The 22,479-nt window shown below is 39.5% G+C and carries 19 protein-coding genes; 11 read left to right on the top strand and 8 right to left on the bottom strand.

Features of this window, described 5'->3' with window-relative positions; translation table 11 throughout:
• Positions 1 to 20: 20 nt before the first annotated feature.
• Both B2V92_RS05710 and B2V92_RS05715 read right to left on the bottom strand, forming a co-directional pair.
• Positions 21 to 1,100 (bottom strand): fatty acid desaturase family protein, encoded by a 1,080-nt coding sequence (locus tag B2V92_RS05710; protein ID WP_293305594.1) that lies wholly within the window; start codon positions 1,098 to 1,100, stop codon positions 21 to 23.
• Between the two features lie 327 nt (positions 1,101 to 1,427).
• Positions 1,428 to 1,598, bottom strand: coding sequence for a hypothetical protein (locus tag B2V92_RS05715; protein ID WP_293305597.1), 171 nt, complete (start codon positions 1,596 to 1,598; stop codon positions 1,428 to 1,430).
• Positions 1,599 to 1,916: 318 nt separating this feature from the next.
• Between B2V92_RS05715 and B2V92_RS05720 the strand changes: the two genes are divergently transcribed.
• The 3 genes from B2V92_RS05720 to cysM all read left to right on the top strand — a co-directional run bounded on the left by B2V92_RS05720 (position 1,917) and on the right by cysM (position 6,586).
• Positions 1,917 to 4,523, top strand: coding sequence for a DUF7133 domain-containing protein (locus tag B2V92_RS05720; protein ID WP_293305599.1), 2,607 nt, complete (start codon positions 1,917 to 1,919; stop codon positions 4,521 to 4,523).
• A 367-nt stretch (positions 4,524 to 4,890) separates the two neighbouring features.
• Positions 4,891 to 5,703: a serine O-acetyltransferase EpsC gene (gene epsC / locus B2V92_RS05725; RefSeq protein WP_293305600.1), complete on the top strand. Its 813-nt coding sequence runs from the start codon at positions 4,891 to 4,893 to the stop codon at positions 5,701 to 5,703.
• Positions 5,704 to 5,713: 10 nt separating this feature from the next.
• Positions 5,714 to 6,586 carry a cysteine synthase CysM gene (cysM, locus tag B2V92_RS05730; RefSeq protein WP_293305601.1) on the top strand — a complete coding sequence of 291 codons (873 nt, stop codon included), beginning with the start codon at positions 5,714 to 5,716 and terminating at the stop codon, positions 6,584 to 6,586.
• 5 nt (positions 6,587 to 6,591) lie between these two features.
• On the opposite strand, the gene B2V92_RS05735 is transcribed toward cysM, so the two are convergent.
• The 3 genes from B2V92_RS05735 to B2V92_RS05745 all read right to left on the bottom strand — a co-directional run bounded on the left by B2V92_RS05735 (position 6,592) and on the right by B2V92_RS05745 (position 9,430).
• Positions 6,592 to 6,966 carry a response regulator transcription factor gene (locus B2V92_RS05735; RefSeq protein WP_293305604.1) on the bottom strand — a complete coding sequence of 125 codons (375 nt, stop codon included), beginning with the start codon at positions 6,964 to 6,966 and terminating at the stop codon, positions 6,592 to 6,594.
• 19 nt (positions 6,967 to 6,985) lie between these two features.
• The gene (locus B2V92_RS05740; RefSeq protein WP_293305607.1) at positions 6,986 to 7,303 is read right to left on the bottom strand and encodes a hypothetical protein; all 318 of its coding nucleotides are present in this window, start codon (positions 7,301 to 7,303) and stop codon (positions 6,986 to 6,988) included.
• Between the two features lie 540 nt (positions 7,304 to 7,843).
• A complete protein-coding gene (locus tag B2V92_RS05745; protein WP_293305609.1) occupies positions 7,844 to 9,430 on the bottom strand; it encodes a 7TMR-DISM family protein in 1,587 nt (528 codons plus the stop codon).
• Between the two features lie 158 nt (positions 9,431 to 9,588).
• Here B2V92_RS05745 and B2V92_RS05750 point away from each other — a divergent pair, with 158 nt between their 5' ends.
• Positions 9,589 to 11,205: a Na+/H+ antiporter gene (locus B2V92_RS05750; RefSeq protein WP_293305611.1), complete on the top strand. Its 1,617-nt coding sequence runs from the start codon at positions 9,589 to 9,591 to the stop codon at positions 11,203 to 11,205.
• A 90-nt stretch (positions 11,206 to 11,295) separates the two neighbouring features.
• Positions 11,296 to 12,579, top strand: coding sequence for an ATP-binding protein (locus B2V92_RS05755; protein ID WP_293305614.1), 1,284 nt, complete (start codon positions 11,296 to 11,298; stop codon positions 12,577 to 12,579).
• A gap of 239 nt (positions 12,580 to 12,818) precedes the next feature.
• Here B2V92_RS05755 and B2V92_RS05760 read toward each other — a convergent pair whose 3' ends face one another.
• On the bottom strand, positions 12,819 to 13,043 hold the full coding sequence (locus B2V92_RS05760) for a helix-turn-helix domain-containing protein (RefSeq protein ID WP_293305617.1): 225 nt from the start codon (positions 13,041 to 13,043) through the stop codon (positions 12,819 to 12,821).
• Between the two features lie 562 nt (positions 13,044 to 13,605).
• Here B2V92_RS05760 and B2V92_RS05765 point away from each other — a divergent pair.
• Genes B2V92_RS05765 through B2V92_RS05775 form a run of 3 tightly spaced genes read left to right on the top strand, consistent with a single transcriptional unit; the run spans position 13,606 to position 18,916 of the window.
• Complete coding sequence (locus tag B2V92_RS05765; RefSeq protein ID WP_293305619.1) at positions 13,606 to 14,337, top strand: TlpA family protein disulfide reductase; 732 nt, start codon at positions 13,606 to 13,608, stop codon at positions 14,335 to 14,337.
• A gap of 15 nt (positions 14,338 to 14,352) precedes the next feature.
• The gene (locus B2V92_RS05770) at positions 14,353 to 17,544 is read left to right on the top strand and encodes a SusC/RagA family TonB-linked outer membrane protein (RefSeq protein ID WP_293305622.1); all 3,192 of its coding nucleotides are present in this window, start codon (positions 14,353 to 14,355) and stop codon (positions 17,542 to 17,544) included.
• A gap of 10 nt (positions 17,545 to 17,554) precedes the next feature.
• The gene (locus B2V92_RS05775) at positions 17,555 to 18,916 is read left to right on the top strand and encodes a RagB/SusD family nutrient uptake outer membrane protein (protein WP_293305624.1); all 1,362 of its coding nucleotides are present in this window, start codon (positions 17,555 to 17,557) and stop codon (positions 18,914 to 18,916) included.
• Between the two features lie 36 nt (positions 18,917 to 18,952).
• Here the strand turns inward: B2V92_RS05775 and B2V92_RS05780 are convergent, their stop codons facing one another.
• Entirely contained in the window at positions 18,953 to 19,264 is a 312-nt protein-coding gene (locus tag B2V92_RS05780) for a hypothetical protein (protein WP_293305627.1), read from the bottom strand.
• Positions 19,265 to 19,299: 35 nt separating this feature from the next.
• Positions 19,300 to 19,758, bottom strand: coding sequence for a hypothetical protein (locus B2V92_RS05785; protein ID WP_293305630.1), 459 nt, complete (start codon positions 19,756 to 19,758; stop codon positions 19,300 to 19,302).
• 487 nt (positions 19,759 to 20,245) lie between these two features.
• On the opposite strand from B2V92_RS05785, the gene B2V92_RS05790 reads away from it, so the two are divergent.
• The 3 genes from B2V92_RS05790 (at position 20,246) to pxpB (ending at position 22,363) form a co-directional block, all read left to right on the top strand.
• Positions 20,246 to 20,803: a LytTR family transcriptional regulator DNA-binding domain-containing protein gene (locus B2V92_RS05790; RefSeq protein ID WP_293305632.1), complete on the top strand. Its 558-nt coding sequence runs from the start codon at positions 20,246 to 20,248 to the stop codon at positions 20,801 to 20,803.
• 103 nt (positions 20,804 to 20,906) lie between these two features.
• Positions 20,907 to 21,146, top strand: coding sequence for a hypothetical protein (locus B2V92_RS05795; protein WP_293305634.1), 240 nt, complete (start codon positions 20,907 to 20,909; stop codon positions 21,144 to 21,146).
• A 455-nt stretch (positions 21,147 to 21,601) separates the two neighbouring features.
• The gene (gene pxpB / locus B2V92_RS05800) at positions 21,602 to 22,363 is read left to right on the top strand and encodes a 5-oxoprolinase subunit PxpB (protein WP_293305637.1); all 762 of its coding nucleotides are present in this window, start codon (positions 21,602 to 21,604) and stop codon (positions 22,361 to 22,363) included.
• The last annotated feature ends 116 nt before the right edge of the window (positions 22,364 to 22,479 follow it).

Consider the following 22,479-nt stretch of genomic DNA (forward strand, 5'->3'; position numbering starts at 1 on the left):
TCAAGACTCTGGACTAAGAACTAAACCGCTCTTCCCATTTTCTTCAATATCCTAAAGTGCGATCGCATTGCCGATAAAAAAGTTGCGTTTTCGTGATAAGGTAACCCGAATTCCAATGCCGTTTGTTTTACAATACCCGATATCCGTCCATAATGTACATGACAGATTTTAGGAAAAAGATGGTGTTCGATCTGTCGGTTCAAACCACCCAGAAAAAAGGCCGAAACACGGCATTCGGTAGCGAAATTGGCTGTAGTGCGCATTTGGTGTTCTGCCCAGGTTTCTTCCATGTTGCCTGCTGCATTGGTTAAAGGGAAATTTGTTCCTTCTACCACATGTGCCAGCTGAAAAACCAGCCCCATGGTTAAGCCCTGGGCCATGTGCAATAGCACAAAGCCGATTACAACCTGCCACCATAAAAGCGGCATCACCAAAATAGGCAAACCGATAAAAATGAAATAGTAAAGGAATTTATAGAAAAACAGGTTAAAATATTCAATTTTTGGATGTTTATGCTGACAGGCACCCACACTTTTCTGGAAAAACTTTTTATAATCCTTGCGGAAAACCCACGAAAGTGAAGCCAGGCTGTATAACGGAAAAGCATACCATTGCTGAAAACGCTGGTGCGGTTTCAATTCATCTTCATCACAGATCCTGATCAATCCAGGTGCTATTTCAATATCTTCATCGTGGCCAGGGATATTGGTATAAGTATGGTGCACCACATTATGGGTAATGTTCCAAACATAAGGATTTGCCCCAACCATGTTAAACAGGAAACTGAAAAAAGAATTGATGCGTTTTGAGCTCGAAAACGAACCGTGGATGGCATCATGGCAGATATTAAAGCCAATAAATGCACAGGTTGCACCCAATAAGATGGTTAAAACAGAAAGAATAATAGGCGGTAATGGTAAAAGGAGTATGGTGAGATAGAAGGCCAGAAATAGGCTAAGGAAAAGTGCCGCCTTAAACCACATGAGTTTATTGGCGTTGGTGCTTCTGTTGTTTTCCTTAAAGTCGTTATTTACCCTACGGCGTACTTCGGCGTAAAAGGTGTTTCCCGATAGACATGGGAATTTTGCTTTTGATTTCATGATCTTGTTCTCTTATCAACCCCATGTACGAGGGGGGATAATCCAAGTTCATATAAGCCATTTGTTTACCAGGGCAATTTTGCCCTGCTTCTAATATAAACGTAAACACTTTTGGTTTAGTTTTCTTGACGAAGATAACAACTTTAATTGCTCCTACACCTTAGCTAAATGTTAAATAAAGATACGTTTTAGTTAAAAAGTGCAAATCACAGGCGCAGATAGGAAGAATGATAGGATTCAGTAATAAATTGAACCTAAAATTTAAGACAATAATTGACAATTCCCAACCAGATTAGGCAGGAAAACAAAATTTAATTGATATACAGGCTACTCGCTGTAATTCCTCTTATCAGCAGCATAAATATGGTACCAGATGTACAGAATCCATATTAAAACCACAGTGCTGTAAACCAGTTCAGGATCAATCGAATCCTGTGTAATTAGCAGCGCAATGGAGGAGATCAGAGCAGTCAGGAAGAAATAAAAAATATTTTTCATAACATACTGATTTAATGAATGTTGGATTTAGTAAATATAACAAAATATCTGCTCCCTAACAAATTAAAAGAGGGTTTATTTACATAATTTTGATTATTAGTATCTTTTGATCCGTTTTTAAGTGATATTTCATCCTTAAATCCATTATCTTGCTGATTTATATTGAATTGTGTTAAGTTTTATGTCTTTTTAGGTTAAATTATCAAGTTTTACCCTAGGGTTAATATCTGCTTCAAATTGAACAAAATTGTGGCAAACAGTAATTTGTAATTTTTTGTATGTTTACGCCACAACTAACCAAAAAACAATAACACACAAATGATTAAATTTTCTCTTAGTTTCATTTCTTTCGCTTTGGTCTTTTTTGGACTTAAAAGCTTTTTTCACGAACCCCAAACCCAACCCGCATTACCGCCAGAATTAACCATTACCAACTTTGCAGGCCCAGATGTTACGCCAAGCCCGGCCTGTTTGGCTGTTGCGCCAACCGGTGAGGTATATGTTGGTGTAGATATGATCGGCTCTTTGGGTAAAGAGCAGGGTAAAGGCCATATCCTTAAATTGATTGATAAAGATAACGATGGCAAGATGGATCAACATATCGATTTTGCCGAAGTAGATAATCCACGCGGTATTATTGTGCAGGGAAGCCAGGTGTTTGTACTGCACACCACTTTTTCAAAAGAGACCAAACAGGCAACAGGTATGGATCTTGTTGTTTTTGAAGATAAAGATGGTGATGGCAAAGCCGATGGCCCGGAAAAACCACTTATCGAACACATCAGTAATGCAAAATATATCCGCGAGCGCGGTACCGACCATGCCACCAATGGCATTAGGATGGGGATTGATGGCTGGATCTACATTTCTGTAGGCGATTTCGGCTTTCATGATGCGGTTGATCGCTCTGGTAAAAAGCTCACCATGTTAGGAGGCGGTATTTTACGCGTACGCCCTGATGGAACCGAAATGGAAGTTTACACCCATGGCACACGTAACGTATATGATGTCGCCATTGATCCGTACATGAATGTTTTTACCCGCGAAAATACCAATGATGGTGGCGGATGGAACGTTCGTTTTTCGCACCACATCCAATCCGGAGAATATGGGTATCCGGTATTGTTCCAGAATTTTACCGACGAAATTATCCCTGCATTGGCTGATTTAGGCGGTGGATCGGGAACAGGTGCATTATTTATGGATGAACCGAACTGGCCTGAGAAATATAACCATGTACCTATGATGGCCGATTGGGGCCGAAGCATGTTGTACATCCACAGGGTTACGGCCGATGGGCCAACTTTTACCCAGAAGGATGAAGAATTTATCAAATTGCCACAGATCACCGACCTTGATGTGGATGGATCGGGAAGGCTTTACCTTTCGGCATGGGATGGCGCAGGTTATTCGGGCAGTCCTGATAAAGGATATATTGTGCGTGCAGTGCCAAACAACTGGACTTACAAGGCTTTTCCGGATGTTAAAAAGCTTTCAGTTAAAAAGCTCACCGAATTATTACAATCGAACAGTGCCGTTGCACGTCTAAATGCTTCGCAGGAACTGATTTTCCGTAACAGCAAACAGGCAGCAGAAACCGCTTTAAAAACAGCTTCTGATCAAAGTTTAGCGCTTGATGTTCGCATTGCCGGTTTATTTACTTATGCCCAGCTGGCCAAAGAAAACGGCATTGCCACACTGGTAGGATTTACAAAAGATAACGCTTTAAAAGAATTTGCATTAAAAGCACTTACCGATCGTAAAACCTATATTGATAAAGTACCGGTTGAACCATTTTTAGAAGGCCTTAAAGATACTTCGCCACGTGTTCAGGCAGCTGCTATTATCGGTTTAAACCGTTTGGGCAGGCCAGAAGTTGCGAATGTGCTTTTAAATATCAAAGTGCCGGCTTCGTTTGTTGCCCCTGCAAAAGGTACCGAAGGTCCGCACGCTACGCCAAATGCCGCCATTATATTGCCACACCTTGCAGTACGTGCTTTGGTAGCGCTTAATGCAGTTGATCCCTTACTCGCTGCGGTTAGAACTGAAAATTCAACATTGGCACTTTGGGCATTGCGCTACATGCATAATCCGAAAGTGGTAAACGGATTGATTGAAACTTATAATCAATCGAAAGATGAAAAATTAAAACAGCAGATCCTGGTTACTTTAGGACGTTTATATAAAAAAGAAATCGCTTACGACGCTTCCTGGTGGTGGGGTACACGTCCTGATTCGCACGGACCATACTTTAAAGCAGTAAGTTGGGAAGCTTCCCCTGTAATCGAAAAATTTTTAAAGGATGAAGCCGTAAAAGCAGGTGCCCAGGGCAAACAGTTTTATGTTGATTTAAATGCACGCGAGAGAATGGATATCCCTGAATTTACCGTTGAAGAAAAAGTTGCTGCAACTGAAGAACCAAAAATCGACCTCGAAAAAATTAAGAACAAAAAAGGCCAGGTTGGTAAATCATCTATTGAAGATGTATTGCTGGCCATCAATAAATTACAGGGCGACCCGTTAAAAGGACGGAATATTTTTAACAACCAGGGTTGCATTGCCTGCCATAGTTTAAGCAAAACAGAGAAAATGAAAGGTCCGTTTATGGGACAGATCGGCTCGATCATGAACCGCGAACAGATTGCCGAATCGATATTAAAACCTAGTGCTTCAATTTCACAGGGTTTTGCAACGGTAATGATCTCCGCAAAAGGCGACCGTACCTATATGGGTTTTATTACAGAAGAAACTGCTGCTAAAGTAGTTTTGCGTAACATTGCCGGCGAAGTTTTTACCATCAAGGCAGGCGATATCTTATCACGTAAAGAAATGGAGAACTCGATGATGCCAGAGGGTTTGGCCAATTCGCTATCTTACGAAGAACTGGCCTCTTTGGTTACTTTCTTATCTGAACAGAAAAAATAACGGTTCCCTCGTACCGTCATTTCGAGCGGAGCACAGCGCAGCCGAGAAATCTATGGAGGATTACTTCATAGATCTCTCCACTCCACTGCGTTTCGGTCGAGATGACGGTTTTTTGTTTAAGCTGTCATCCTGAACGGAGTCGAAGGATCAATTCCGCTGTGTTTCCTCCCAAATAGTTAATCGACTAAAGACTGCAGACTAAGGACTTCGGACTCTCAACTCAAAACTCCAAACTATTTTGTTATCTCCCAGCCATTTTTATCATAAAACTTGGCCATTAGTTCCGGTTTAAAAAAACAAAACCTACATTAGCGATTAAATCTATATATCTAGTCGATGAGCAGATCGGCTGGGCACGACCACCATTATGGATAACCATTTTTTTGAACAAATATTTAAGAACCCGCTTGAGCAGCCCAATATTCCGCCCAATAAAGTCATATTCCGATGGGCCGAAAAACTGATCCAGGTGCTCTTTCCCGAAAACGGGCCTAAAGCTTTTTCAACGGTTGAGGAAGTAAAAGAAACAGTTTCGGCTTTGGAACTCGAACTTTACGACATTATTGCCGCAAGCTGCAAGCTAAAAAACAGCGATTGCAAAGATGCTGCGGGAGAGTTTTTTGCAGCATTACCGGAACTGTACCACATATTGAATACCGATATTGTAGCCATTTACGAAGGCGACCCGGCGGCACAGAGCCGTTTCGAGGTAATCAGAACTTATCCTGGTTTTTATGCCATCTGTTTTTACCGGATAGCGCATCTGCTATATAATTTCAATATACCGTTGGTACCAAGAATATTGACCGAATATGCACATTCTAAAACAGGGATTGATATCCACCCGGCTGCAAAAATCGGCGAGTATTTTTATATCGATCATGGTACAGGGATTGTAATCGGCGAAACCAGCACCATCGGTCAATATGTAAAACTGTACCAGGGGGTAACACTGGGTGCGTTGAGTGTTAAAAAAACATTGGCAGGCAGTAAACGGCACCCAACGGTAGAAGATAGGGTGGTGATTTATTCGGGTGCTACTATTTTAGGTGGCGAAACCATTATCGGCCACGATAGCATTATTGGCGGTAACGTATGGCTAACCGAAAGCATTGCACCTTTTTCAACTGCTTACCATTCTCCAATAATTACCATAAGAAACCACAAGGAAACGATTTAATCAAGATAATATGGCAGGAATAATCGATCTGATCGGAAATACGCCCATGGCTGAACTTCAAAAAATGAATATCAACCCGGCGGTAAAGATTTTTGCAAAACTGGAAGGCAATAATCCTGGTGGAAGTGTAAAAGACAGGGCATCGCTCAATATGATCAGAAGCGCAATAGAACGTGGAGAAATAACACCCGGAACAAAACTGGTAGAAGCAACCAGCGGTAATACCGGTATTGCGCTCGCTATGATTGCCAGCTTGTACAACCTCGATATCGAATTGGTAATGCCGGCAAACTCTACCCGCGAACGTAAAGTAACCATGGAAGCTTTCGGGGCCAAGGTAACCCTTTTAGAAAGTATTGAAGAGTGCCGCGATTATGCCGAAGATAAAGGAAGCAGCAAAGGCTATTTCTTACTTAACCAGTTTGCCAATCCCGATAATTATTTGGCACATTATAAAACCACCGGACCTGAAATATGGAAGGATACCAATGGTGAGATTACGCATTTTGTAAGTTCGATGGGCACAACAGGTACCATTATGGGCTGTTCGAGGTTTTTTAAAGAACAGAATAAGGCTATACAGATTGTGGGCTGCCAGCCTACCGAAGGTTCATCAATACCGGGCATCAGGCGTTGGCCAACAGAATACCTGCCTAAAATATTCGAACCCGAACGTGTAGATCGTGTGATGGATATTGCGCAGGAAGAGGCAACCATAATGTCGAGGAGGATGGCCAAAGAAGAAGGGCTTTTTGCCGGAATGAGTTCAGGTGGCGCCTGTGCTGCCGCCTTGAGGCTGGCTTCGGAACTCGATCATGGAACCATTGTGTTTATTACCTGCGACCGGGGAGACCGCTACCTCAGCAGCGATCTTTTTGGCTAAAACATTTATTTCTTTGGATCCGCAATAAGTAATTTCACCCTTTCGGTGATGGTTTCCATTTCAAAAGGTTTTTCGATGTAATCGTCCCAATGTTTTTTGTAGTAAGTGCTATTCTGAAAACCATTTCTCGACGACATCAAAAGAATGGGGATTGCTGCATGTGCCGACAGTTTGAGCTCGGTACATATTGCCCGTCCATCGGTGGTGCCCAATAAAACATCGATTAAAATTACATCTGGTAAAAAAGAGGCCACTTGTGTGTGCAAATCCATCGTGCCCGAAAGACCTAAAACTTCATAACCTTCAAATTCGAAGATCATCCGTATTGCATCAAGTGTTGCATGGTGATCTTCGATAATCAGTATCCTGGATTTATTCACGGATCGCATTTATATTTTGTTAGGGATAGCTGAGGCTGCCGGCGCCGCGTTTTTTAATCAATAATTCTAGTATTTTCGAATCTGTTCTCGTAAGGCTGTCGAGCGAGTTCCGTAAGCTCTGGTTAACAAGGCTTAAGTTGGTAAACATCTGTCGCAATGTTTCGTTTTCATCCCTCAGCTCCATCAGTTCGTTGGCAATACTGCCATAATCCCTGATCCAGGCATCGAAGCAAGGCTTATCAATGGCCATTTCGGCGCATATTTCTTCAGGTTCTCCACCATTATAAAATTCGTGGATGCTGCCAATAATCTGTGCGGGTGTGTAGTTCGGTTTCATAGTTCTAATATGCTGTTGTGCAGAAGGATAAACTGTCCCATGTTTACCTCCTGCGGTACAGCAATATTTAAATGTTATTTTATAGAGATAGGGACAAAGGAATAGAGCGTTTAAGGCTAATCAAAATATTTATCTACGCACTAATACGCAGCGTTTTTAACTAATTGGTTTACAGTTATAAAAATAAAATGGTGTTGAGTTTGGTTTTCATGGGATATGGTTTTTGGTGAATTAACGTTTTTATTAAGCCATGCCGTCAGTCGTGTAACAAATCATCCCGGATAAGACCGTTTCTGCCGACATGGCAAAAAAATGAGTACAATCCAGACAAAAAAAGGTTTAGTCTGTTTAGTTTATACGGTATCGCACCGCTTGCACTCCATTAACTATATGCAAAGAGGGTGCGGCAGGTAGTTTTTAGCACTACGCATTTCTACGCAAGCCGAGTCAAATACTTGTAGTAAAGCATTTTAAGCTGTTTTTTGGATTTAACCGTTAAAACGACGTAAAAACTCATTGGTGATAGATTTTGTATGTTATTTAGGACGTTTTAGTGATGTCAAGCATCCAGGTATGCATATTTGTTTCTCCATCTATGCCCAATTTTTTACGGAGCCTGTACTTGCGGCTTTCTACTGCGCGTACGCTTAACCTGGAGGTACGGGCAATTTCCTTGGTATCGAAGTTTAACCTGATATAGGCACAGAGTTCTAATTCTGCAGGTAGCAGTTGCGGTGAAATACGGAGCAGCGCTTCCATAAACATGGCTTCAGTTTCCTTAAACCTTTTCATAAAAGAAGGGTCACGCGACTGGGCAAGTTCAACGAGCGCCTTTAGCGATAAATGTTCTGCAGGCAAGGTATTTTTTTTATTGAGCTGATTGCGGTAACCTTCCATCTGCTCGTGCAAAAGGATCCGCTGCCGGCGGAAATGGGCATTGTGCCTTGCCAGTAGCCTTAGCCGCTGTCCAAAAAGCCCCAAGCTGATCAGTACACCCTCTACTATTCCTGCCAAAGTAAGCAGATTAAAACTATAGGATTGAAAAGGGATAAGCTCCATCAAACTAAGAACAAAATAAAGGGAAACCAGTGCAACCGGGATCCAGCCAAATACATAACACCAGATCAAAGGATTGTTTTTGGCGTATCCCCGTATGATAATAACCTTAATACTGCTATAAAGAAATAGAAGTGAGGTTAATAAAAAAAAGATCTGTGTAAGTGCATTGGTTATGCTTCTTCCGTCCCATAAAGAGCAGATCAGGATCAGTCCCCAGCCAATTATCAGCGCAATAAAGAATATGTTGAGCTGCGGTAGCTGCCGTTTAAGTTTTAAAAAATAGCTGTTGAACAGGATGGTGCAGATATAGCCCAGGGCGATAAAGAAATGCGCGTGTACTAAGATAAATTTTGCCGCAAACTGCCCCAGCAATAAACCGTAGCCCTGCAGGTAACATACCATTACAATGAAGTAAAGAAAAACAACCCTTGCGATATATAAGGCAAAAAGTTTGCTCCTGGTAACGATGTACATGAAAACGTGAAAAATAAGGATCATCAATGCAATGCCCATATAAATCAGTTGCAAGCTATAGTTCTTAATCAGTTGGTGGTTTAAAACCGATTCGGTAACCAGTTTGGCGGGTACCAGGAGGGTGTTCATTGCCCGCATCCTGATATAAACTTCGCCAATTGGTGCTTTAGCAAGATGTAAAGGAAAGGCATAACCTGTGCCTAGCGAAGCATCACTGTTTTTAAGGTTGAACATTCCCGAACTAACCATGTTGAGTTTCCCCTGGGTATCGCGATAGAACAAACTGATGGAATCGATATTCGCATAGTCGATAAAAAGATAGGGAAGGGTTTGACTGTTCCGTTCGAACCTGATTTTCATCCACCAAACCTTTCCGCTGGTGCCACCATTAAATATCGCCGAATTGCCTTTCGAAAACCGTTCTGTCTTAAATTGCTCTACCTGTTCGAAAGATGTGGTTCCCAGGCTATCTTCCCAGTAAAATGCCGATTTTCCTATATTGACAAAAGATTGCTTCTCAACCTGAATAACTGGTTGGGCAGCGCATATAATGCCTGCTGTGATGAAGGCGATAAGAAAAAGTATGGTTCTCATTAATTAAACCAATGTAAAAAAGTTGGGATGACCTATTACAGGGTAGAAATTATGGCTTTATAATAGAAAAACCAAATTTTCAGAAAAAAAAGATCTGTTCTAAAACGATTTTGCAATCAGTCCAAAAGTCGTATTTTAGAACAAAGTCCCAGATTTCTATGCACCAACTGATTATACAATACGCTTTTTTACTTGCTGTTATCCTTTTTGTGGTCATGCTGGCCCAAAAAATCAAGGTGGCTTATCCTATTTTATTGGTTATTGTTGGTTTGGCATTGAGTTTTTTGCCAATCCTGAAGGATATCGAGATCGAACCCGATCTCATTTTTGTTATTTTTTTACCTCCTTTATTATATGAGGCTGCCTGGAATACCTCCTGGAAAGATTTTTGGAAATGGCGCAGGGTAATCAGCAGTTTTGCCTTTCCCATTGTAATTTTCACTTCTACAGTTGTGGCATTGATCACGCGTAGCCTTATTCCGGGTTTTACCCTTGCACTTGGTTTTTTATTGGGAGGTATTATTTCCCCGCCCGATGCCGTATCTGCATCCGTCATCCTAAAAAATGTAAAAGTTCCCAAAAGGCTTAGCACCATTTTAGAAGGCGAAAGTTTGCTTAACGACGCATCGAGTTTAGTGGTTTTCCGTTTTGCATTGGCAGCGGTAATGACCGGGAGTTTTGTATTTGCCGAGGCAGCAGGCAATTTTGTAATGGTAATTGTAATGGGTATTTTAATCGGAATTGCCGTGGCCCTGGTTTTTTATGCACTGCACCGATGGCTGCCCACCACCACTAATATTGATATTATCCTTACTTTTTTAACGCCATATGTAATGTACATGACGGCAGAGGAGTTTCATTATTCGGGAGTTTTGGCTGTGGTAAGCGGCGGCTTGTTCCTTTCGGCCCGGAGGGACCGTATCCTTACCCATCGTAGCCGGTTGCAGGGCATCAATGTTTGGGAAGCCGTGGCCTTTGTGCTTAACGGTTTTGTTTTCTTGCTGATCGGTTTGGAATTTCCCGTAATTATCCACGGTTTAGGCAGCGAAGGCCTTTTGCCTGCCATCCGTTATAGTGTCATCATATGCTTGGTTTTAATTTTGGGTCGATTGGCCAGTACTTATGGCGCTCTATATTTCACGCGCTTTATCAGTCATTTCATTACCACGGCCGATCCCAACCCAAATTGGAAAGCTTCACTGTTATTTGGTTGGGCAGGTATGCGCGGCGTGGTTTCGCTGGCTGCGGCATTATCTATTCCGGTGGCTTTAAAATCTGGTGAGGCCTTTCCCCAGCGTAACCTGATCTTGTTCATTACCTTTAGTGTAATACTGGTAACCCTGGTTTTGCAGGGCTTAACATTGCCATGGCTGATTAAATGGGTAGATATGCCCGATCCTGATTATACAGTTTCTTTTGAACAGCAAAAGCAGATGGTAAGGAAAAAGCTATCTATGTTATCCCTTAAAATCCTCGATGAGAAATACCGCGATGCACTGGAACATAATGATATGATCAGGTCGATTAAAATCCGCATCGAAGCCGAAATGGAGTTTTTAAAAGATTGGGAAAAGGAAGAAAATACATTAAGGACCGAAGGCTTTTACCATGATTACCGGATTGCCCTAGAAGATATTATGGCCGAACAGCGCATTTTACTTAAAGACCTGAACAGAAAGGAACAGATTAACGATCAGTTGATCAGGGAACAGCTGGAGCTGCTCGATCTGGAAGAAGAGAAGCTCCGGAGGCATTTTAGCCAGCGTGAAGAATAACACATGAGCTTGAAATGTTTAAAACTTATCAGGTCCTTAAATAAATTGATTACAATTATTTGATATATTTGCTAATTAATTTAGTATTATATGTCGGTAAAAGTTAACATCACTTCAAAAGGGATACAAAAAGTTCTCAAAAACTATAATGAGAAACAGGCTATTGCCGAGTATATCTGGAATGGTTTTGATGCCAATGCCGATACCATCAAAATAGATTATGTGGCCAATGCTCTGGGGCTTTTAGAAAGTTTAACCATTGCGGATAATGGATACGGTATCAATTTTGATCGTTTGCAGCAGAAATTTGATCCTTTTTTCGAATCTGAAAAATCACTTCAGATAGTTGCACCAAAACATACTTCGAAAATGCACGGACGTAATGGGGTTGGTAGGCTTACCTTTTTTACTTTTGCGCATAACGCCATCTGGCAAACTACTTATCAATCGGAACAGGGCTTCCGTTATGGCGAAATCCAGATCAGTACCGGTGGTTTAAACAGTTACAGTCATAATTTTACAGCGCAGCTCACCAGCACCGGCAATGCCGGAACAACAGTTTCATTTACCAACCTGCGGATTGGCGAGCAGGATATGCAGGAGCTGGTGCTGCCTTTTCTGATTAACGAATTTTGCTGGTTTATTGAGCTGAACAAGCATAAAAACTATTCAATTGTGGTAAATGGTGAGGCTTTGGATTTTAGCAGCAATGTAAAAAGCCTTGAGGAGTTTAACCTTTTTTATGCCGATACCAATGTTACCTTTAAAATTAAATATGTGCATTGGAAAGAAAACCTGCATAAAGAACTATCTAAATATTACTTTCTGGCTGGTGGGGAAGAAATTTACAAGGATTATACCACACTAAACAAAAAAAGCGATGATTATTTTCACAGCATTTATATTGACAGTGATTTTTTCCGTGATTTTGATTTTAAGAGTTTCGAAAACGAAGGGCAGGTAGCCATATTCGGTGCGGCCAAATCTGCTCCAGAGTATCGCTTTTTAATCAAAGAACTTACGGCATACCTTAAAGATAAACGTAAGCCCTTTTTGAAGGAATATGCCAGCCGGTTGATTGAAACCTACGAGCAGGATGATATATTTCCTGTTTATGCCGATGAAAGGGAATCACAAAAACAGAAGCCGGTTTTGCTTAACTTAATTAAGGCTTTATATGAAATAGAACCAAAACTGTTTAGTAGTTTAAATACCGATCAGAAAAAAGTGCAGGTACGGTTAATTGATCTTTTATTGAGATCCGATCAACAATCGCAGTTATTTGAATTATTTAATGGAATGATCCAGCTTGAAACAGAAGAGCAGGAGGAACTGGCTTCGTTACTTATTGATAAGAATTTGGCGGTATCTTAATTGTTCAATAGAAGCAATATGTGTAATGTCTTAAATTATTTTAAAATTTTGCATCCTGCAGCTTAGGTGATCTAAGGTATTTTAGGTGATGATAAAACAAAAGGCCGTGCTATTTTAACTAACCACCACAGAACATCTAAGATGTTAAAAATTTGTTTTGCGGGTTGCACGTTGTTTAACTATACAAGAAATAGGGGAACATGCAATCTTATATGCGCCTTCAATATCTTACGTTGTTTTTAAAAATCCAATAAGTCTTTTGGGTGGATATCCAATCCCTTGGCGAGTTCGAAAATCGTTGATAACTGAACATCAAATTTACCGTTTTCGATTTTAGAAATGTTGCTGTCGTCGATGTCGCACTTGGTTGCCATGGCACGTAAACTCAGACCTTTACTGTTTCTGATTTTCTTCAAATTGAAACCGAAATCTTTCTGAATAATTGAGCCGTCTTTCTTGATCATCGAGGTTAAATAGTTGCGACCTCAAAGTCTCCAACTTATTTAAAATATTTGCGGTAATATATTACCGTATTTTAATTTAATTTGTTATATTTGGTTTAGTAACAGGGTATTAATAGTGTCGTATCTATCGCCATTCTTCTTTGCCTTTATAATCCATTACAGTATGAAACAGAAACCAAACGTATTTTGCTATTCGTTTGCCTTTTATCAGGGTGGTTTTTCTGTTTTTGCCATATCCCAAAATCATCCACAGTCCCATGTTTGTATTCCGCAGAAATGTCCCTTTAACTGGTTATACCCATTAAAGCCGAAAAACCCTGTTTAGTTCATATCCTTGCCCTATATAGCAGCAGTTCATTTATGAGGTTAAGGTTATAATTGGTTATAACTGTTGCTTATAGGGCTTTTTTTACCCTAATTTCTTATTTCAATAAAAAGGTTTAACCGTTTGCCTTAGATCAGGATGTTTTACTGGCTTTCGGATTACGATCTCTGCTGCTTTTGTAAGTGGCGGGATGGGATCGTTTGGCCTAAAGTTAAAATTATTTCAATTAAATAAACCATGCGAAAAAGTATATTTTTTAACGTATTGGCATCGCTATGCCCAAAAAAAGGAAGACTGGGGGTGTTGTCACGACAAGCGAAACGCAGTACGTGCCAGAGTACTAACGAGATAAAGCCGCCTCAAAACCTGCATCTCCTGGCCGATTTATCAAAAAGTGAAATTGTTTTCCACCGTTTAAAAAGGAAAAGCCTGATCAGGATTAGAACATTGGCGGTTCTTTTATTCATTTCTTATAGCTGTTTTGCGCAAAATGAAAGTATCGAACCATTAAAAATAGGAGACAAACTGCCCGGGGTGATTTTGAACACCTCATTTCAGCTTTTAAGCAGTGGCCCTGTGAAAATTGATAGTTTAAAATTAAGTCAGTACAAGGATAAAATTATCCTGTTCGATTTTTGGGCTTCCTGGTGCAGTACCTGTATCTATAAATTTCCGGTAATGGAGCAATTGCAGGAAAAATATAAGAATGATCTGGTGATAATACTTGTCGATTCGAAAGAAACCAGAGATACCCCAGAGCGGATGTTGGGGATACTAACCGGTGCTAAAGCCCCATTCAAAAAAACAGGACTGCCTTCCATTTATAACGATACCATATTAACCAAAATTTTTCTGCACCGTTATCTACCGCATTATGTATGGTTCGGTAAGGATGGAACCTTAAAACTGATTTCTTCTGCCGAACTGCTAAACGCCGAGACTGTTAACGCTTTATTATCACAACACTAAAAACGCCTCGAAAAAATGAAAAAACTACTAACAAACTTATTTTTTATTTTATGTTTAAACAATAGCTACGCACAGTACCTGATTAAAGGAAGAATTTTGAATGATATTGATAGTACCGCAGTCGCGAACGTTACCATCAATATTATTCCGGGTAATTACAGTACAGAAAGCGACGCAAATGGCCATTTTCAGTTTAATCTTCCGGTCGGTACTTATGATTTTTACCTAAACCACATCGGTTACGGAAAACAAAAAAAGAATATTAAAGTAATCCAAACTACCAATCTTAATTTTTATCTGCAGCCATTAATAAACGAACTTAAAGAAGTAGTGGTGCATACGGGTTATCAGGATCTCCCGAAAGAGCGTTCAACAGGTTCTTTTGTAAGTATTAATTCAAAAAAGCTAAATGAGCAGTTTAGTACCGATGTGTTAAGCCGATTGGAAGCTGTGGCCAATGGTGTTTCTGTTAACCACCGCTCGGGTACCAATGGAAAATTAATGGTGAGGGGACTAAGCACGATAACCGGACCGGGACAGCCATTGGTAGTGCTGGATAATTTTCCTTATCAGGGCGATCTGAATAATATTAATCCCAACGATGTAGAAAGCATTACCGTATTGAAAGATGCAGCCGCCAGTTCGATATGGGGCAGTCGTGCAGGTAATGGGGTAATTGTAATCACTACAAAAAAAGCAAAGGCAGGGCAGGCACTAAGTATCGATTTTAATGGAAATTTCAGTCTTACAACCAAACCCGATTTATATTATCTGAGCCAAATGTCTGTGCCCGATTATATAGGGGTAGAACAGTTTTTATATGATAAAGGCTATTATAATTCGAGGATCAACTCCAGCTCCAAACCGCCATTATCACCTGTTGTAGAATTATTAATAGCAAATAAAAAAGGAACATTAAGTAACCAGGCGTTACAGGATGCTTTGGCAAAACTGGGCGAACAGGATACGAAACGTGATATCCTCCAAACTAATTACCAAAATGCAGTGGCGAGGCAGTTTGCATTATCGCTCAGAACAGGAGGTAAGATCGCAGATTGGACTTTTAGTGCAGGATACGATGCCAATACTTCAAATCTGGCAGCCCAGAGCAATAGGGTAAATTTAAACAGTTACAATATTATCCGGTTATATCCCTGGCTTACAATGGATGTTGGCCTGCGTTTAACCCAATCGAAAAGTGGCAATGGTAAAGCAGGTTACAGCGATATGGGCAATAACTCAAATGTAATTTATCCTTATCTGAGTTTGGCCGATGCAAATGGAAACGCGCTGCCAATAGCTAAGAATTATAGCCTCTCTTACCTTAGCGGTTTAAACTATAACCTGTTATCTGATTGGAAATATTACCCTTTGACAGATTACCTTGAAAATGATATTAAACAGACGATTAGGGATGTTGTAAGTAGTTTTGGTTTAAATGTAACTGTTTTCAAGGGCTTTAAAGCTAGTGTTAAGTATCAATATGAGTTTCAGCAGCTTTATGGTCGCAGCCTTTTTGGAGAAAATAGCTTTGCTGCCAGAAATCTGGTAAATCTGTTTACACAGATAAGCAATACAGGTACGGCAACTTATAGGATACCTAAAGGCGGAATTTTAGATGAAACTGAAAGTTTGCTGCAATCGCAAAATTTACGTGGACAATTGGCTTATAACAGAAATTTCGGAGCCCACGAAATTAATGTCATCAGTGGTGCAGAACTGAACGAAAACCGGACGAAAAACTCAGGTAGCAGGTTATATGGTTATAACGACGAAAATACCACATTCAGCTACGCGGATTTAGCGAATACCTATCCAAATTATGTAACCGGAGTGTTAAACTATATCGACAAAGGGCCGGCTGATAGACAATTGTACCTTAATCGTTTTGTTTCTTTTTATGGCAATGCTGCTTATACCTACAAACAGCGCTACACGCTATCGGCCAGTGCACGGAAAGATGCATCGAACCTATTTGGACTTAATGCGAACGATAAATGGAAGCCTTTGTGGTCGGTAGGCCTCGCTTGGAACATTACGAACGAGTCTTTTTTTAAGGTAAACTGGGTACAGGAGCTGAAATTACGCGGAAGTTACGGTTACAGTGGAAATGTTGATCAGAGTAAAGTGGCCATTACAACCATATTTGGAAGTATTGTTTCTCCGTTTACAGGGACGGTTGAGTCTAGGTTTGATCAATTTGTTAATCCCGATCTGCGTTGGGAGCAGGTGGGTACTTTTAATCTTGGAGTTGATTTTTCTGTGTTTAGTAACAGGTTGTCGGGAAGTATAGAAGGGTATAAGAAGCGCGCGACAGATTTGTATGGATCGAGCCAGGTTGATTATACAGCGGTTCCAACAACAATACTTTTTAAAAATTCGAGTTCTATGCAGGCCAAGGGGCTGGATGTTTTATTGCAAAGCAAAAACATCATCGGAAAATTTAGCTGGCTAAGTGATGTTAATTTTAGTTTGTACCGTGATAAAGTTTTGGAAGTTTATAAATCAGGCACCAATGGCAGTTCATATATAAATGGCGGCACTTCTATTGTAAATGCCAAAGGGTATCCTGTATTTGCCATGTTCAGTTACAGGTGGGCCGGCCTCGATCCACAAAATGGTAACCCACAGGGCTATTTAGGCGGTGCTGTTTCTACCAATTATAACGCAATTATTGGTTCGGGTACAAAGCTTAGCGATTTATCGTATGATGGGCCGATATTTCCAACCATTTACGGTAACATGGGCAACACCTTTACTTATGGCGCTTTAAGTTTAACCCTTAGGCTGAATTATAAATTTGGTTATTGTTTCAGGCGGGCGAGTATTGATTATAATAAGCTTTTCAGTGCAGGTACCAGCCATGCCGATTATGCGATACGCTGGCAAAAACCTGGCGACGAAAACTTTACCGATGTACCTTCAATGGTATATCCGGTAGTAAGCAGTAGAGAAAGCTTTTATTCCGCAAGCGAACAGTTGATAGAAAAAGGCGATCATATCCGTATCGCTTACTTATCAATAACTTATCAGCTAAATAAAGAAAACACAAAGCGGTTGCCTTTTAAATCCGTTCAATTGCAGGCCAATGCTTCTAATCTTGGCATCATATGGCGGGCAAATAAGAAAGATTTAGATCCCGATTATAGCACATCAACTATCCCACCGTCAAAATTTTTCAGTTTAGGTTTACGTGCAACATTTTAAAATTAAAACCATGAAAAAAATATTTTATTATTTATTGGCCATAGGGCTGATATATAGCTTAAGTGGCTGTAAAAAATACCTCGATGCGAAACCAAATTCGAGGTTGACCACCTTACAGACTTTAGAAAACCTGCAATCAATCCTGGATGATGAATTAAGGTTAAACTATCAATGGGCTAATATAGGAGAAATATCTACAAATGATTATTACCTTACTGATGTAGATTTAACAGCGCTGGTTAAAGATAGTGACCGTAAGATGTACAATTGGGAAACTGATAATTTACAGGCCACCACTTTTGATGGATGGTATTATTCTTATTTACCTGTATATTACGGAAACTCGGTATTGGAAGCACTGCCTAACATTGTACGTAATGGAACCAATAGTAATGATTATGATAATATAAAAGGACAGGCTTACTTTTTTAAAGGGGCAGCTATGCTTGCGGCGTCCGTAGTATTTTGCCAGGCTTATGATGAAAATGCTGGAAGCAAACAATTGGGTTTGCCAATCAGAACAGGAACCGATTTTAATGTACCATCGGTAAGATCAAACCTTGCCGATACCTACCTGCAACTGATTTCTGATTTAAAACGGGCGGCTACTTTATTAAAGGTTAAGCAGGTGCATGTAATGCGGCCAAGTAAAATAGCCGCTTATGCCATGCTATCAAGGGCTTATTTATCAATAAATAAATATGCCGAGGCTACATTATATGCTGATTCGGCTCTGCAGTTAAATAGTCAGCTTTTAGATTATAATACTTTAAATGCCAATGCTGAATACCCCATAGCAATTTTTAATGTTGAGGTATTGGTGAATTTAATGATGATCACACCCGATCCGTTGAAACCTAATGTAGCAAAAATACCAAACGAGCTATATTCGCAATATAAAACCGGCGATTTAAGAAAAACGGTATTTTTTAAAAGTAATGGCAATAATACCTGGGCTTTTAAAGGGAGTTATAACGGCGACCTTAATTTTTTCTGCGGACCAGCTGTTGATGAAATGTATTTAAACCGGGCCGAAGGTTATGCCAGGGCAGGTAAACTAACCGAAGCACTGGCAGACCTTAACCAATTGTTAAGGAAAAGATGGAACAAAGCAATAACCTATATTCCTTACCAAAGTAACGAACAGGAAACCGTAATCAACTGGATTTTAGAAGAACGAAGAAAAGAATTGCTGATGCGCGGTTTACGATGGATGGATATAAAACGCTTAAATAGGATGGGGGCTAACATTACCCTGGCAAGAAACATGAACAGCAGTAATAGAATATTAAAACCAAATGATTTAAGGTATGCTTTGCCCATACCTGAAGAGATTATTAACCTCACCGGGATGGAGCAAAACCCTAAATGAAATAATAAAGTGGGGAAGTTTTTCCCCACTTTATAGCTATAGCTTGCGCGACAAGGCGTGACCATTAATATATTGTGCATCTTTTTCTGAAATAAAACTTTCAAAAGCATCAATATCTCCTTCAAATTCATACCTGCAAACTAAACTACCTGCGGTGCCACAACTTGGTGTCGAACCATCAACTTCTTCCCAATTTGCAATGTTTTGTAGGTCTTCTTCTGCGGAAGAACTACTCATGTACTGGTATACGGTTGGTGTTTTAGAAGCATTTTTAAATGCATTCAGTGTAACAAACGAGCCGAACCCAATTAGGGCTGCAAGGCTTAACATTAATTTTCTATTGTTCATAGATTTGAACTGTTTTATTGCATTTGAAAAAACAGCTAAAAAAGTTGGTTAAGGTATTGTTGATTATATTTTTGGTAAGCATTTGATATAAAATCCGGATAACTTTTAGTGGTATAATAGATATGTATGATCAGGTTGCCACTAATTTCTATTTTACCGTTGCCATGAAATAGGGTAGTAAAACTACTTTCTGGACGGATGAGTTTACTGTCAAGTTGTTGGTTCAGTGGCTTAATTGCCGGTTTAACCAATGTAATAGGCAGGCGATTACTGATTGCGATATGGATTTGAGCAGCTAAAAACCTGATCATTTTGGGATTCTGCGAGTTTAGAAAAGATATTTGTTCATCGCTTAATAAGAATTTTTCAGTAATCCATTTGATCAGGTTTTCTGATATAGATTCCGCTTCTTTTTCCAATAATTGATCTTTTTTTTGATAGAAGTATTTTTGTAGGTTTTGAAAGCCCTCGTTTGAGAAAGTAAATTTTTTCATGTCTGATAGACGTTAAGTTAATGGATAGTCGTGTTAGACCGTCAAACAAACTTAATCCTGATCGATTCGGCTTGGCGCTGGGTATACAGCTTTTGTATTTGAACGATAGCAAATTTTAAGATGGGTGATACATGTCTGTATTTTTGGATAGTATTTTGCTGTGTGTTTAGTGGATTGAATAAATTATTCCATTGTTTTTTTACGGAATTTGATTTAGTCTATCAAATTGAACGCGCTCATGATTTCAAATAACAGCCAAACTGTCTATCCTTCATTTTATTATCGGGTACTATTTTACCTGTTTTCTGCTCATTTTATTGTTTCTTTTGGAGAGCCTGAGAACCTTTTTGAACTCTTAAAGCTTTCGTTTTACTACCTTGCCTTAGGTGGTAGTTTTATTATTACGCTTATTATAAGTGAATATGTTTTAGCCATTACTAAATATTTAGATCGTGTGTTTCCACGGTTTTCTGGATTTCGAAAAAGGGTGCTTCATCAACTATTATGGGGAATAATTTCTACAGTTTTACTCGCTGTTTTAATTGCCGCCTTATATTTTAGGCTAAGGGGAACGGATATTATCACTGCAGGATATTTCCGCTATGATTTTACAGTAGTTGTAGGCTTTGTTTTATTGTTAAATACCTTATATCTGATCATAGGACTGGTACAGCATCGCCAGTTTCAATTTAAAATGAGGATCCCTAACAAGGTAAAGCCAAAGGATGATGCAAGTCCCTACGAAAATATTGTCGCTATCTATCCGGTAGAGCGAGGTTTTGTGGCCATTTTAAAAAGTGGCGAATCTATCATCTGGACAAAAACTATAGAGCAGAGTTTACATGAACTGCCTGAAAGCGAGTATTTTTTGATCAATCGATCGGATATTGTTCACAGAGAACTCATTGCAGGTTATCAGCCTAGCGATTCGCGTAGGTTAAAGCTTATTCTCAAAGAGCCATTGGCTTCAGGCAAGGAGTTTATTGTTAGTCAGCGTAAAGTGGTTGAGTTTAAGCGGTGGTTTAAGAATGGTTTTAGTAAATAATGCATCGTAAAAGCTTTGATATTGACAATTAAAAGAAATAATGATATGTAAAAAGTGATATTTTTTTTTACATTTCATCTGTTTTGGCGTCATTATTTAACAAATGATTGATTTTAAAATTAAATTCGTGTATAAAAATAATTTTATGTCAGCAAGGGTAGATAACAAAAACTTAGGGATAATATCTAGCGCTTTATCTGGTACAACAGGTGGCGCATTAATCGGTTCAACATTTGGAATTATTGGTAGTGTAGCGGGAGCAATTCTGGGTGGACTTGTTACTGGTTATTCAGGTTATAAAAATGAAGAAGATAAAAAATCAATTAAAAAAACTAAAAAGTGAGAATTTAATTGGATTTCCTATTTAAAACTTCATCTATTATAATTGTTGGTGGCATATTCGCGATTTTATATGTTATCATTTTTATTTGCCAAAAGAGGATAAAAGAAATTACACTCTTGGAGTTAGGGAGCGTGTTCTTTTCATCCTCATCTATTGTTGGTGGTTTAAAACTCATCTTTACCACATTTAAATTGTTGAATGATAATTTGATAGAAAGTGATAAACTGTATATTATATATGGTGGTTTTTGTGTTATTTATATCTCAACATCTTCTCTTTATAAGAAAATAAAGCAACCAATTCCATCCGAATAGCTTTTCTTAAGATTCATGGTCTTTATCAATTTTCATAAACCTTTGCGATTTTGATAATATATAATCATTTTTATGGCTAAACATTTTTCCTTATGCCATTAAAAAGCACGATTTTTATTAAAATATTATCAGTTTGCTAGTATGGCTGAACAGGAAACGTATTTTTCGGCAGATTATCCGGTTAAATTTTATGGATTAAGTGAACAATCGCTCACGATTGAGTTCGGAACGGTGATAAATAAAGATTTGTTAGATTTAATTACCGGTTTTAACCAGCATTTATTGCAAAATCCATTTCCAGGATTTATTACAACTGTGCCTGCGTATAGTACTTTAACCGTTTTTTATGATCCTTTAAGCGTTTCAGTATTCGATCTTGTTGGCGAAACCTGCTACGATAAAGTTTGTAGTTACCTCAAAAAACTCGGGCAAACAAAAAGAAAACAATCTGTAGCTGCAACCGATAAAATAATAATCCCGGTTTGTTATGGCGGCGCATATGGACTGGATATTGCAACAGTTGCACAGACCAACGGAATTACTGAAAACGAAGTGATCGAAAAACATGCTTCGGGACTTTATACCGTATTTATGATCGGTTTTGTGCCTGGTTTTGCCTATATGGGTGGCATGGATGCTAAGTTAACCACATCACGTAAAACCATTCCGGATGCGAAAATACCTGCCGGTGCAGTTGGTATAGCAGGCAGCCAAACGGGGATTTATCCGATGGAAACGCCTGGTGGTTGGCAGATTATAGGGCGTACACCTTTAAAAATGTTTGATGTAAACCGCTCGCAACCTTCATTGTTAAAAGGAGGGGATGAGGTGAGTTTCAGGCCAATTGGTATTGAAGAATTTAATGATTATGCTGCAAATGAATATGAAAATCAGCATCATTAAACCCGGTTTACTAAGTACGGTTCAGGATCTGGGCAGGAACCAGTATCTTTCGCAGGCGGTTCCGCTTGCTGGTGCGATGGATCAGCTGGCGCACCGCCTAGCCAATAAGGCTGTTG

Source organism: Pedobacter sp. UBA5917 (genome assembly GCF_002432345.1).
Lineage (GTDB): Bacteria > Bacteroidota > Bacteroidia > Sphingobacteriales > Sphingobacteriaceae > Pedobacter.

Coding starts and splice junctions, on each gene's coding strand:
- B2V92_RS05710 (WP_293305594.1), bottom strand. CDS start 1,100: ATGAAATCAAAAGCAAAATTCCCATGTCTATCGGGAAACACCTTTTAC.
- B2V92_RS05715 (WP_293305597.1), bottom strand. CDS start 1,598: ATGAAAAATATTTTTTATTTCTTCCTGACTGCTCTGATCTCCTCCATT.
- B2V92_RS05720 (WP_293305599.1), top strand. CDS start 1,917: ATGATTAAATTTTCTCTTAGTTTCATTTCTTTCGCTTTGGTCTTTTTT.
- epsC (WP_293305600.1), top strand. CDS start 4,891: ATGGATAACCATTTTTTTGAACAAATATTTAAGAACCCGCTTGAGCAG.
- cysM (WP_293305601.1), top strand. CDS start 5,714: ATGGCAGGAATAATCGATCTGATCGGAAATACGCCCATGGCTGAACTT.
- B2V92_RS05740 (WP_293305607.1), bottom strand. CDS start 7,303: ATGAAACCGAACTACACACCCGCACAGATTATTGGCAGCATCCACGAA.
- B2V92_RS05745 (WP_293305609.1), bottom strand. CDS start 9,430: ATGAGAACCATACTTTTTCTTATCGCCTTCATCACAGCAGGCATTATA.
- B2V92_RS05750 (WP_293305611.1), top strand. CDS start 9,589: ATGCACCAACTGATTATACAATACGCTTTTTTACTTGCTGTTATCCTT.
- B2V92_RS05755 (WP_293305614.1), top strand. CDS start 11,296: ATGTCGGTAAAAGTTAACATCACTTCAAAAGGGATACAAAAAGTTCTC.
- B2V92_RS05760 (WP_293305617.1), bottom strand. CDS start 13,043: ATGATCAAGAAAGACGGCTCAATTATTCAGAAAGATTTCGGTTTCAAT.
- B2V92_RS05765 (WP_293305619.1), top strand. CDS start 13,606: ATGCGAAAAAGTATATTTTTTAACGTATTGGCATCGCTATGCCCAAAA.
- B2V92_RS05770 (WP_293305622.1), top strand. CDS start 14,353: ATGAAAAAACTACTAACAAACTTATTTTTTATTTTATGTTTAAACAAT.
- B2V92_RS05775 (WP_293305624.1), top strand. CDS start 17,555: ATGAAAAAAATATTTTATTATTTATTGGCCATAGGGCTGATATATAGC.
- B2V92_RS05780 (WP_293305627.1), bottom strand. CDS start 19,264: ATGAACAATAGAAAATTAATGTTAAGCCTTGCAGCCCTAATTGGGTTC.
- B2V92_RS05785 (WP_293305630.1), bottom strand. CDS start 19,758: ATGAAAAAATTTACTTTCTCAAACGAGGGCTTTCAAAACCTACAAAAA.
- B2V92_RS05795 (WP_293305634.1), top strand. CDS start 20,907: ATGATTGATTTTAAAATTAAATTCGTGTATAAAAATAATTTTATGTCA.
- pxpB (WP_293305637.1), top strand. CDS start 21,602: ATGGCTGAACAGGAAACGTATTTTTCGGCAGATTATCCGGTTAAATTT.